The sequence below is a fragment of the Segetibacter sp. genome (assembly GCF_025963695.1).
GTDB lineage: Bacteria > Bacteroidota > Bacteroidia > Chitinophagales > Chitinophagaceae > Segetibacter.
The window spans coordinates 1-11,791 of sequence record NZ_JAOQAH010000053.1 but is presented as its reverse complement, the minus strand read 5'-3'; the positions used below and the strand labels follow the sequence as shown (position 1 = coordinate 11,791).

Sequence of the window (11,791 nt, the reverse complement as noted above, 5' to 3'; positions counted from 1 at the left end):
TGTCATCTTACCCAGTAAAAATTGCTAACAGACAATAAGCTGTTCAGAGAGTTGTGCAGCAGAGTATAAACAATAACAGCTTGTTTTATGGCTGCTTTTTAATTTCAGTTCAATAAGCAATTGTTTTCTAATACTTTTGCAGGCAAAGAAGGATTATATGTACACTATTAAATTCAGGTTTGAGGAAAAAGGACGGGAACCAGTTACGCTTACAAATATAGCACCTGATCAAAGTTTACTGGAAGTAGCACTGCTAAATGATATAGAACTTCATCATAATTGTGGCGGCGTGTGCGCATGCAGTACTTGCCACCTATATATTAATAAAGGTGAAGATTATCTTGAGGAGCTAAGCGATAAAGAAGAAGATTTTATTGACCGCGCTGTAAACCCCCGCATTAATTCAAGGCTCGGATGCCAATGTTTATTGTTAGAGGGCGACGGAGACGTTGAAGTAACCTTACCTGACCAAACTCAATTCCTCGGAGAATAATTTCTCATCATTTTACTATTCAAATATTAATTAATACTATTCTTTATGGCTCAGTATGAACCTCCGATTAATTGGAACGATTATGAAGACATTGCTTTAAAACTATATGAACGCTTTGGAGACGCTTTTAACGAAGGCAAAATCTATAGGATCCGTTTCACTGACCTGTTGGAGTATGTTTTACAGATCCCAAACTTTGCGGGTACAAGGGAACAGAGTACCGAAGGCCACCTAGAAATGGTCCAAAGCTCGTGGGTATATGAATGGAGAGACAACCAGAAGTAGTATTGCGATTTGAAAGAGATACAACCCAAACTGAAATAACTACAATTACATTTAATGAGTCTCCTCGAGAAGTTTAAGGCAGTTACAACTTTTGTTTTTGATGTAGATGGCGTATTAACAGATGGAACTTTAACCATTCTTCCCGAAGGTGTTATGGCAAGAAAAATGAACGTTAAAGATGGATATGCGCTCCAACTTGCAATTAAAAGAGGTTATGGAATAGCAGTTATTTCAGGCGGCGCATCTGATGAAGTCGCCGATCGTTTACACAGGTTAGGTGTGGCTGAAGTATTTATGAGGGTAACAGATAAAGAACAGGTTTTAGAGGAGTATCTTCAAAAGAAAGGGCTTTCATGGCATGAAATATTATTTATGGGTGATGATATTCCTGATCTTGAGGTAATGAAAAAATGTGGCCTGGCCTGTTGCCCCGCAGATGCTGTTGAGGAAATTAAGGAGGTATCTGCTTACATATCTCCACTAAACGGGGGCTTTGGTTGCGGGCGTGATGTAATTGAAAAAGTAATGAAAATAAGGGGAAATTGGAACGAGGATACCCGTGTACCATCTACATAAATTAGTCCCTCTTTTAGTATTCAATTATTACTTTGTGCATAAATCGATTTCCTTTTGAAACTTAAGGCATTCCTACGGCTGGTTCGATGGCCAAATTTGTTGTTTTTTGCACTTACCCAAATCCTTTTTGTGTATTGCATTATTCATCCAATTATGTTTGCAAGCGGAGCTGTCCCTAACATAAAAGGGGTCTACTTGGTTTTATTAGTTGTGTCTTATGTACTGATATACGCAGAAGGGTATGTAATTAATGATTACTTCGACCTTAATATCGACCAAATAAATAAGCCGGATAAGGTTGTTGTTGAAAAAATCATTTCGCGTAGATGGGTTATTTTTTGGCATGTGTTTCTTAGCGTAGTTGGGATTGCTATTGGCTTCTACATCGACTGGAAAACCGACGTTCAATTTCTTGGTTTACTAAACACCGGCATTGTAGGCCTGTTGTTTCTGTACTCTATCTCGTTAAAGAAAAAGCTACTGGTTGGTAATATCTTAGTTTCTATTCTAACTGCCTGGGCTATTCTTGTGGTTACTTTTTGTGAGACGTCTAACCTCCTGAACCTTGACATAATCGGTTCTTATACTCAAAAAATAACCCGTATTTCGTTTTTGTACACAGCCTTTGCATTTGTTATCTCTATTGTAAGAGAAGTTGTAAAAGATATGGAAGATATAGATGGTGACAGGCGCTATGGCTGTAATACCATGCCTATTGCATGGGGTGTGCAGTCAACAAAAGTCTTTGTTTCCGTATGGCTTGTTGTCCTGATAGCTATGTTGCTGGTTGTACAATTCTATGTTCTTATTTTAAATTGGTGGTGGAGCGCCGCTTATTCTTTCTTATTAATCATTGTTCCGTTATTATATATCTTCAAATTGCTGCTAAAAGCAAAAACCAGTAAGGATTACCATCATTTGAGTTCGCTTATTAAAATGGTAATGTTTGCCGGCATTCTATCAATGCTATTCTTCCGGATTTATCTTCAGTAAATTATTTGCCCTAAATCTTAACCTGCCCATTCGAATACCTTTGCATATGCAAAAAATTATTCTTGCTTCTCAATCTCCCCGAAGAAAGCAGTTACTTGAGTGGGCCGAAGTTCCATTTGATATTGTTGTGAAAAGCACGGAAGAAACTTACCCCGAAAGCCTGGCTTTAGATGAGATACCAATACACATTGCGCGGCAAAAAGCAATCGCAGTAAAAAATTTACTGGTCGAAGCGGGCGAGACTAACGTGGAGTCGAGAACTATACTTGCTGCCGATACAATAGTTGTATTGAACGGCAGGGTAATTGGAAAACCCGTTGATAGGCAGGATGCTATAAACACATTGGCCTCGTTGTCAGGAAGTACGCACAAGGTAATAACGGGGGTAGTTATTCAGCGCGGTGATAAAGAGACAGCTTTTTCAGATATTACCTCAGTTCAGTTTCATAAGCTCACTATAAATCAAATAGAGTTTTACGTTGATAAATATAAACCCTATGACAAGGCCGGTGCTTATGCTATTCAGGAATGGATAGGTGTTATTGGAATAAAATCGGTTACCGGTGATTTTTATAACGTGATGGGTTTGCCTGTAAGCAGAGTAGTTCAGGAATTACAAATGTTGAAAGTAGGAGATGGGTTGAATTAAGTACAACCTTTATTGCTTGCACTTTTCATGATATAAAATTATATTTAAAATAATACATATTTCATGAACGAGCGCCTGCTTCAATTTATCTGGCAATTTCAATACTTTAATAAAAGCCAATTAAGGGTAGAGCAGGGGGACGAAATCATGGTCGTACAGCCTGGTACCTACAATACTCACCAGGGCCCCGATTTTCTTAATGCAAAAGTTGTAATTGGAAATACTACCTGGGCAGGAAACATTGAAGTTCACGTCAATTCTTCGGACTGGCAGAAGCATTCTCATACAGGCGATAGAAATTATTCGAATATTATTTTGCATGTGGTTTGGGAGAATGATGCCGAAATTAGTTGTGAAAATGGATCTATACTTCCCATGCTTACATTGCATAACCTGGTTTCTAAATTATTAATAGACCGGTTTAGAGAACTGATGGTGCGGGAAGCTTTTGTACCCTGCGAAGCTTACCTGCCAGTATTTAATGAAATGAAATGGACAGGTTGGAAGGAACGGATGATAATAGAAAGATTGCAGCGAAAGTCAGCTTCTGTATTAGATCTTTTGAAAGAGGCAAACAACCACTGGGAAGAAGTTTTTTGGTGGATGCTTGCAAGGAACTTTGGGATTAAGGTAAACGCTGTCACCTTTGAATTAATTGGTAAAAGTTTGCCCTTAAGCGTTCTGGGCAGGCACAAAAACCAAATTCACCAACTTGAGGGCTTTTTGTTGGGGCAAGCAGGGTTGCTTGATACCGACTTTTCAGAAGATTATCCAAACCTTTTAAAAAAAGAATATCTTTTTTACCAAAAGAAATACCAATTAAAGTCAACGTTCACAAAGCCATTTTTTCTAAGAATGCGTCCCGCCAATTTTCCAACGGTACGGCTGGCGCAATTGGCAATGCTTATTCATAAATCCTCTCACCTTTTCTCGAAAATAAAAGAAACGGCTTCACTTGTAACAATAAAAGAGTTTTTAAATGTTACAGCAAACGACTATTGGCATTATCATTACCTATTTGACGAGCCAGGTGAATATCACCCCAAACAGTTGGGGAAACAGATGACAGAAAACGTCATCATCAATACGGTTATACCTGTTTTATTTGCCTACGGTCTATTTAACGATGATGCACCTGTAAAAGACAAGGCCCTCGAATGGCTTCTGGAGCTTTCTCCCGAAACGAATAGTATTACTCAAAAATGGATGTCTTTTCGTGTCACCAATAATAATGCTCTTGAAAGCCAGGCATTAATCGAGTTAAAAAATAACTATTGCAGCCAGAGAAGATGTTTAGAGTGTGCAGTAGGAAATTCTATTTTAAAAGGGCGCTAATTGTTTCGCAAACTCATCCGCAGCTACAATTGCCAAAAGGCGAAAAAGTGGCATAAAGATTTACAAGTACAAGTGAGTGACACAACAATGCTATTGTTTATTCAAAAAGCCGATCAAAAAAATGAAAGTTACCGTCTTGAAAGCGAAAACACTACACTACGTTAAATTCAAAACCTGAAAGGTCGCAACTCAGCTCCACTTAAACTCAACATCTTTTTTTAAATCAGGATGAAGGCTTTCAAAAACAGGGCAGGTCATAGCAGCTCTTTCAATAATTGCACGCTGTTTTTCGTCAGTCTCCAAACTTTTAGGAAAATTTATGACAACCTTTATTTCGCCTATTCTCCGTGGATTGGCGACCATGTTTTTGGTAATATCCACTTGTGTACCCTCAAGGTCTATTTGCATGTCTCTCGCCTTGATTCCCATAATAGTTAGCATGCAGTTTCCCAATGCTGTAGCCACCAGGTCAGTGGGCGAAAAACGTTCTCCTTTGCCTTGGTTATCAGTCGGTGCATCTGTTTCTATAACTGTCCCACTTTGCAAATGAGTGGCAACTGTTCTTAAATTTCCTTCGTATATTATCTGTGATGTCATTGATTGCAATTTTGCATTAAATTTACAGGTATCAAATCAAATGAAAGTGAAGAATATAGTTTTAATAGCAATTTGCACCCTTATTGTTACTGTCGGCTACAGTCAGAATAGGGATGCAAAACAGCAGAAAAAAGCGGAGAGAAGAGAGCAGATCAACCGGATGATTTCACAAGAAGAAGAAGGTGCAATTATCTTTCAAAAGCAAACTGTTTTTGGCGTTAAGTTAAATACCGATGGATATGGGATGTTTTTAGAAACGGGACGAATGAAAACTGCAAGAAAGTCTAATTTATATAGTCTTGAAATAGGGGAGAGAAAACATTCAAAAGAGGAAAAGCTTTCTACCATTACAGGTACCTATTTAAGTAATCCCTACATCTATGGAAAAATTAATAATTTTTACTATGCGAAGATCGGGTATGCGCAACAACGTTTAATAGGCAATAAAGGCAATAAAAATGGTGTTGCAATTTCTGCCATTTATGGCGGCGGTTTGAGTGCCGGTTTGTTAAAGCCTTATTATTTAAAAGTTGCCGGTCGCCAGGGCAATTCTACTGCAGATGTAAAGTATAAGAATAATGACTCCATTTTTTTGGATAACCCCGGTTATGTTTTAGGCTCCTCTGGTTTTTCGAAAGGTTTTGGGGAATTGAAATTTACACCCGGAGTTTATGCAAAAACAGCGCTTCGTTTTGATTACGGTCGTTATAACGAGTTAGTTAGTGCCATTGAAGTTGGTCTTAATCTTGAGGTTTATAGTAAAAAAATGCCATGGATGTTGCTGCAAAAAGAAAAGCGTATGTTTTTTCAAGCTTATGCGGCAATTGAATTTGGTAAGAGAAAGTAGTGGGTTAGTTGCCGTAATTAGCAGGCGGTTTTGAAAGAAGCATAAAAGTTTTTTCTTTTTGGTGTCCGCATTTTACCATTACTCAACATTGTTGTGTCACTCACTTGTACTTTCTCGTCTTTAATCTTCTTTTTATTAAACTTCTTTAGCCTCTAATTGAAATACTGCTTTTTTACAAGCAAATTATAAGACCTTTGCTGCCCGGTACTTAACAGTACAAAGTATCTAAGTAATACAATTATCATTATTAATTTCATTGGTATTCCATGATAGAATTACCTGTAGTAGCTAAAATTGATCCTGCAAATTCAAAGGTTAAAAAACCTGAATGGCTTAGGGTAAAGCTGCCAATTGGCGAAAGCTATAAACATGTTCGGGGCCTTGTCGATACTCATAAACTGCATACCATTTGTGAAAGTGGCAATTGCCCAAATATGGGTGAGTGCTGGGGTGAGGGAACCGCTACATTTATGATTCTTGGTAATACGTGCACCCGCAGCTGCGGCTTTTGTGCAGTTGCCACTGGCCGTCCGGACCCCGTTGATTGGGACGAACCCCAACGGGTTGCTGAAGCTATTAACCTTATGAGAGTGAAGCATGCCGTACTAACAAGCGTTGATCGGGACGAACTAAAGGATGGGGGATCTATTATATGGTACAATACAATTAAGGCAGTAAGAGCCTTAAATCCTGATACTACGCTGGAAACTTTAATACCAGATTTTAAAGGATATGCTGACCAGGTACAAAGAGTAATAGACGCAGCCCCCGATGTGGTTAGTCATAATATGGAAACTGTTGAAAGGCTAAGCAGGCAAGTAAGGATACAAGCAAAATATCGAAGAAGTCTTGAAGTTCTTCGTATGTTGAAGGACGGGGGAATGCGCACAAAAACAGGTATTATGCTCGGCCTGGGTGAAAAGAAGGAAGAAGTAATTCAAAGCATGCAAGATCTTGTAGCTGTTGGTGTAGACGTGCTTACCCTTGGTCAATATTTGCAACCAACGAAAAAGCATTTACCAGTCGAAAGGTTTGTACATCCCACAGAATTTGCTGAATTAAGAGAGATAGGCTATGAACTAGGATTTGACTATGTAGAAAGTGGACCGCTTGTACGTTCGTCATACCACAGCGAAAAGCACGTTATCCCCGGTTATGGTCGTAAAAAGTACGAGGAAGAACAAGAGATGTTGATTGCATAAAGTTTTTGAACTTATATGTAAAAAGCGATAGCGATTAAACCGCTATCGCTTTTTACATTCTTTTTATACAGTTGCCTTAGTTGAAAGGATGTAGGGTAGTTATTGAAATAATAGAGCAACCTTTTATTAGCAAGCCTATTTTTATTAGGACTAATTTTCTGTCGCTTTTCGTTATAATTCTTCTGCCGCTTAAATGTTCGAAAAGAAAAGCGCAATAATGATACACGGTAGAAGTGAGTGACACAACAATGTCAGAGGAAGATTTTAAGCCCGACCAAAAAATTAATTCATTTGTAGAGCGGGTAAGCGATAGGTTTGGCCATCGTACACAAAGAGTTCATCTATTTCAAAAGTCCAGTATTTAAAAAGGGGAGACTTGCGGAGGTATTCTCTTACCTCATCTTTACTTTCTGCAGTTATCATTAGCCAGCTTCGGTAGCTTTCCATGCTTACGGCGTAAGAGTCGATAATGCCTTTGTTGATTAAATAATTAATATACGTACGGTGGGGCGGGACCAGGGTCGTAAATTGTTCATCCATAACAAAGCTTATGGTAACAATAAATTTTTTTAGGGTGGAGTCCTCCATTTGGTGGCGAATTATATTGTCCAATCTACGATTTGATTAACCCAGTCAGCTTTGTACGGGGCGTTAATTTTAATATAATTATCAGTATATCCTTCCATCATTCCACTTTTTGAATTCGCTTCAAACAGCACTTTCCTCGCCTCGCCGATGTGTCTTCTTGTGTGCTCGCTCATCTTCATATAACTAAGGTTGCGCAACCGTTTGTTTCTTTCATTTCGAACGTTAACAGGTACAACATTTTGCATCTCTATCGCTAGTGTATTTGGCCTTTCGCTGTATGTAAACACGTGTAGGTAAGAAATATCAAGACTATGTAGAAAATCAAAAGTTTCTGTAAAGTACGCTTCTGTCTCACCGGGAAATCCTACAATTACATCAACACCTATTGCACAATGAGGTATTAGTGTCTTTATCAGCCTCACTCTTTCTGCATACAATTCTCTCCTGTACCGTCTCCTCATTAAACCAAGAATAGTATTGCTACCGCTTTGTAATGGAATATGAAAATGAGGCATAAATTTATCGCTGTTAGCAACTAATTCAATAATCTCATTTGTCAGAAGGTTTGGTTCAATGGAAGAGATGCGATACCGTTCTATTCCATTAATTTTTTCCAATGCCTGAACCAATTCGAAGAAGTTTTCCTCATTGCTTTTATTTCCGTCGGGCCCCTTGCCGAAATCTCCAAGGTTAACTCCTGTGAGTACTATTTCTTTCACACCCGTTGTAGCTAAGCTCTTTATGTTATTGACAACATTCTCAACATTATCGCTGCGGCTTTTTCCGCGGGCCATTGGGATGGTGCAAAACGAACAGTTGTAATCGCATCCATCCTGAACTTTAAGAAATGTGCGCGTTCTGTCATTTATAGAAAAAGATGCATTAAAACCTGTTACTTCAGATATATCGCAGCTACAGATCTTTGCGCTGTCGTTTTTTGTTAGCTCTCTTAAATGTTCAGCTATATTAAATTTTTCTGCTGCTCCCAAAACAAGATCGACGCCTTCAATTTCGGCAATCTCTTTTGATTTTAGTTGGGCATAACATCCTGTTATCACCACCAGGCTTTCAGGTGATTTGCGCTGTATTCTACGAACCAACTGCCGGCATTCTTTGTCGGCATTATCTGTAACAGAACAAGTATTAATTACATATACATCTGCTTTGTCATCAAAATCTTTCTTTTCGAAACCTTCGTTTTCAAGTAACCTTGATAAGGTAGAAGTTTCGGAAAAATTGAGTTTGCAACCCAACGTATGAAATGCAACGGAACGTTTATCCATGAGGTGGTAAAGATAGTACAAGTGAAGAATTAAGGGCAGGTTGAAGGAGGGTTAGGAATGCGATCAGACTATTTTTGATTTTAAACACGCTGATTTAACTTTCGCTTATGAAATTGAACAAAATACTTCCTGTACTGCTATTAGTCGCCATGGTTATACTGACTTTTTTAATAAAACGTTGTAATAATAGCAATCAGCCTGATATTCGAAAAAGGCAACCCGACAGGCAGACACAAAGTATTCCAAATGCAAAAAAGCCGGCCGAAAATACAGGAGGGTTAGATCGTACAACCACTAAGTTGTTTTTTACGAAGCATGCTAAATGCCGCATGAAGTGCAGGCATATAACGCAAAAGGAGGTAAAGGAGATACTGTTGAACGGTACAGTTAACTATAATAAAAGTGACTTGCAAGATTCAAAAGGACCAACGTATGCAGTTGAAGGAATGACAGGTGACCGGCAACATGTGAGAATTATTTTTGCGCCAAAACAACAGCATCTAACGGTAGTAACAGTTATAGATCTGGATGAGGAATATGAGTGTAGTTGTGCTTGAAACTAAACAGTACGTGCAGAAACGACGTTTTAAGTGCGTGCGGGATATGGCCGTCTGCTGTTGTAATGTTTATGCTTTTTATCTCTCTTAGCATTTGTTACTTTCTTTGTGTTGATACAAAAAAGTAACCAAAGTAAAATCACGGCGGGAACGATAACAGCCCGTATCTGTTGGGGTGCCCTGTTCATACATGTTTTCCGGAAGTTTGTGCATGGCATCGGTGACAGGGTCTTCACTGAAAAAAGTTGTGTGCCAACATGAGATGCCGCAGGACGTAGGAAACTGACATCAATCATCACAAAGGTTAACACCCGTCATACATCCAAGCACGCCATCAATCTACTTTTACAAATGATGATGATTGATCATTCAAAAACACAACTGATATGAAAGGCGTAATTATTTCCCAGGGAAAATACGGGGCTACACAACAATATTCTAACTGGCTGGCTGAGGAACTTCAGCTACCTCAATTAGTACCGGGTAAAGTAGATGCAGCCGCGCTTACCGCAACCGATTATGTAGTAATTGGAAGCTCAGTGTATGTCGGCAAGTTGGTACTCAGTAACTGGTTAAAAAAGCATGCTGATTTATTGCAGGCGAAAAAAGCTTTCCTGTTTATTGTTTGTGCAACTCCACCATATGAAGCGGAGAAGCTGGAGGTAATCAGGCAGCAAAACGTTCCACCAGAGTTGCTCAACCAATGCGCGGTTCATTTTCTTCACGGACGAATTATAAAAAAACAACTGTCGTGGAAAGACAATTTTATGCTGAGAATAGGTGCTATGCTTCAAAAAGATCCGGTGGCAAAAAAGAAGATGCTGCAGGACTTTGATGGTGTGCGAAAAGAGAACATCATTCCGTTAGTAAAAGATATTATGCTTTACAACCAGGAAGAGAATACATCGGTGTACACAAAGGGCGATAGGGCTTTTGAATTGGTATCTTAATGGGTATTTTGTATTGAGGTTTCTAAATGCCTTAGGTAGTGGTATGGTGGCGTACGTTATTGCGAGGGACGAAGCAATTTGCTGGTGCAATCTTTAGCGTTGTGTTTTTCAATTAGCATTGTCACTTTCTTTTGCTTAAACAAAAGAAAGTAACTAAAGAAAATTCAAGACGGAGACGATAACAGCCCGTTCCCGTCGGGGCTGTTTGATTGAGCGGTGGTGCTATGGCTATGGATGGTGGGCTGAACTTTAGTGCTACTATCATTGCCTTTTTCAAAGGCAGGAAGTCGGAGACTTCCATTTATCCTGCGTTCGAGGTCATCCTTCGTAAGACATTCGAACAACTTCAGCGCTTTTATTTAGCATTGAAAACATCCCGGCAGAACGATTAGCATTCACTCGCTGCTCAACTTCTCGAAGCTTCAGTTGCTGGTGAGGACAGCCTGCAGTGGCCTACTGCTGAATGCCCGGCCTTTATATTCAATCCTTGCTAATAAGCTAAAGTTTTTTTACTTTTCTCAACTAAATCTTTAACTGATGGAACAATTAAATGAACTAACAACCTGGTTGAAGCAAAACAAGTTAGCTAAACAAAATTCCACCTTTGGCAATCAGGAAGCACATGTGGTTTTATTTAGCGGAACTGCCACTAGCACTAAACTTAATGCAGTAAAATTTATTGCAACAGAAAGTAATAAAGAAGTCCAGTATGTAGATTCCTCTAAGGTTGTTAGAAAGTATATTGGAGAAACAGAAAAGAATATAAAACGAATTTTTGCAAGCGCAGAAAGTAAAGGATGGATATTGTTTTTTGATGAGGCTGATGCCTTATTCGGTAAAAGAACTGATGTGAAAAATGCGCATGATAAATACGCAAACCTTGAAGTAAGTTACCTGCTTCAATGCCTTGAGGAATTTCATGGTTTAATAATTCTTTCAGCTCATTCTAAGGCTGCACTTGATACTGCCTTTATCCGTCGGATCAGGCATGTAGTAAGGTTCACCAATGCGATTTCACCAGGTTTGTTTTCTTCTTCGTCTTTAAAGTGAAGTAATGAAAGAAAATTCAAGACGGGAACGATAACAGGCCGTTCCCGTCGCGGTTGTTTGATTGAGCGGTGGTGCTACTGTGGCTTGGGCATTGGTGTGATATGTAAATGAACTTTTAGCACAATCAAAGTTGAGCTATAAGATTATTATAATCTTCATGGGAACCGATCCAAAACCAAATTATGGTGTTTTCTTCTTTAATGCCTAAAGCTCTATACGATAACCCCACACGTACTGAATAGATTGGTTTGTGATTGTGTATTTGCTTAAAGTGTAAAGCGGGATGATTAGGGTTTTGCTTCCATTGTTGATAGGAAGTTCTTGCACGTTCCTGAGTTGCTGGTGGTAGGTTAGCAAACGCTTTTCGAAATCTATTTGTTGTTACT

General features: G+C 39.0%; 16 protein-coding genes. 11 read left to right on the top strand and 5 right to left on the bottom strand.

Annotated features, from left to right (window positions below; translation table 11 throughout):
* Positions 1-157 precede the first annotated feature (157 nt).
* The 6 genes from JWR87_RS09125 (at position 158) to JWR87_RS09100 (ending at position 4,331) form a co-directional block, all read left to right on the top strand.
* A complete protein-coding gene (locus JWR87_RS09125; RefSeq protein ID WP_297818621.1) occupies positions 158-493 on the top strand; it encodes a 2Fe-2S iron-sulfur cluster-binding protein in 336 nt (111 codons plus the stop codon).
* A 45-nt stretch (positions 494-538) separates the two neighbouring features.
* Positions 539-778, top strand: a complete 240-nt coding sequence (gene iscX / locus JWR87_RS09120; protein ID WP_297818618.1) for a Fe-S cluster assembly protein IscX — start codon at positions 539-541, stop codon at positions 776-778.
* A gap of 54 nt (positions 779-832) precedes the next feature.
* A complete protein-coding gene (locus JWR87_RS09115) occupies positions 833-1,354 on the top strand; it encodes an HAD hydrolase family protein (protein ID WP_297818615.1) in 522 nt (173 codons plus the stop codon).
* A gap of 54 nt (positions 1,355-1,408) precedes the next feature.
* Entirely contained in the window at positions 1,409-2,347 is a 939-nt protein-coding gene (locus JWR87_RS09110) for a geranylgeranylglycerol-phosphate geranylgeranyltransferase (RefSeq protein WP_297818613.1), read from the top strand.
* 46 nt (positions 2,348-2,393) lie between these two features.
* Entirely contained in the window at positions 2,394-2,996 is a 603-nt protein-coding gene (locus tag JWR87_RS09105) for a Maf family nucleotide pyrophosphatase (protein ID WP_297818610.1), read from the top strand.
* A 63-nt stretch (positions 2,997-3,059) separates the two neighbouring features.
* A complete protein-coding gene (locus tag JWR87_RS09100; protein WP_297818607.1) occupies positions 3,060-4,331 on the top strand; it encodes a DUF2851 family protein in 1,272 nt (423 codons plus the stop codon).
* Between the two features lie 189 nt (positions 4,332-4,520).
* On the opposite strand, the gene JWR87_RS09095 is transcribed toward JWR87_RS09100, so the two are convergent.
* Positions 4,521-4,928 (bottom strand): OsmC family protein, encoded by a 408-nt coding sequence (locus JWR87_RS09095; protein WP_297818604.1) that lies wholly within the window; start codon positions 4,926-4,928, stop codon positions 4,521-4,523.
* 46 nt (positions 4,929-4,974) lie between these two features.
* On the opposite strand from JWR87_RS09095, the gene JWR87_RS09090 reads away from it, so the two are divergent.
* Both JWR87_RS09090 and lipA read left to right on the top strand, forming a co-directional pair.
* The gene (locus JWR87_RS09090) at positions 4,975-5,775 is read left to right on the top strand and encodes a hypothetical protein (RefSeq protein WP_297818601.1); all 801 of its coding nucleotides are present in this window, start codon (positions 4,975-4,977) and stop codon (positions 5,773-5,775) included.
* Positions 5,776-6,041: 266 nt separating this feature from the next.
* Positions 6,042-6,977, top strand: coding sequence for a lipoyl synthase (gene lipA, locus JWR87_RS09085; protein ID WP_297818598.1), 936 nt, complete (start codon positions 6,042-6,044; stop codon positions 6,975-6,977).
* A 282-nt stretch (positions 6,978-7,259) separates the two neighbouring features.
* Here lipA and JWR87_RS09080 read toward each other — a convergent pair whose 3' ends face one another.
* Together JWR87_RS09080 and mtaB are read right to left on the bottom strand one after the other, a co-directional pair.
* Positions 7,260-7,517 carry a hypothetical protein gene (locus JWR87_RS09080; protein ID WP_297818595.1) on the bottom strand — a complete coding sequence of 86 codons (258 nt, stop codon included), beginning with the start codon at positions 7,515-7,517 and terminating at the stop codon, positions 7,260-7,262.
* A 59-nt stretch (positions 7,518-7,576) separates the two neighbouring features.
* Positions 7,577-8,848 carry a tRNA (N(6)-L-threonylcarbamoyladenosine(37)-C(2))-methylthiotransferase MtaB gene (mtaB, locus tag JWR87_RS09075; protein ID WP_297818593.1) on the bottom strand — a complete coding sequence of 424 codons (1,272 nt, stop codon included), beginning with the start codon at positions 8,846-8,848 and terminating at the stop codon, positions 7,577-7,579.
* A gap of 107 nt (positions 8,849-8,955) precedes the next feature.
* Here mtaB and JWR87_RS09070 point away from each other — a divergent pair, with 107 nt between their 5' ends.
* Together JWR87_RS09070 and JWR87_RS09065 are read left to right on the top strand one after the other, a co-directional pair.
* Positions 8,956-9,405, top strand: a complete 450-nt coding sequence (locus JWR87_RS09070) for a DUF4258 domain-containing protein (protein ID WP_297818591.1) — start codon at positions 8,956-8,958, stop codon at positions 9,403-9,405.
* 386 nt (positions 9,406-9,791) lie between these two features.
* On the top strand, positions 9,792-10,355 hold the full coding sequence (locus JWR87_RS09065) for a flavodoxin domain-containing protein (RefSeq protein ID WP_297818588.1): 564 nt from the start codon (positions 9,792-9,794) through the stop codon (positions 10,353-10,355).
* Positions 10,356-10,519: 164 nt separating this feature from the next.
* Here the strand turns inward: JWR87_RS09065 and JWR87_RS09060 are convergent, their stop codons facing one another.
* Positions 10,520-10,699 carry a hypothetical protein gene (locus tag JWR87_RS09060; RefSeq protein ID WP_297818585.1) on the bottom strand — a complete coding sequence of 60 codons (180 nt, stop codon included), beginning with the start codon at positions 10,697-10,699 and terminating at the stop codon, positions 10,520-10,522.
* Positions 10,700-10,892: 193 nt separating this feature from the next.
* Between JWR87_RS09060 and JWR87_RS09055 the strand changes: the two genes are divergently transcribed.
* Positions 10,893-11,405 carry an ATP-binding protein gene (locus tag JWR87_RS09055; RefSeq protein WP_297818582.1) on the top strand — a complete coding sequence of 171 codons (513 nt, stop codon included), beginning with the start codon at positions 10,893-10,895 and terminating at the stop codon, positions 11,403-11,405.
* 124 nt (positions 11,406-11,529) lie between these two features.
* Here the strand turns inward: JWR87_RS09055 and JWR87_RS09050 are convergent.
* Positions 11,530-11,791, bottom strand: a 262-nt coding sequence (locus tag JWR87_RS09050; protein ID WP_297818579.1) for a hypothetical protein, incomplete at its 5' end; no start/stop codon positions are given.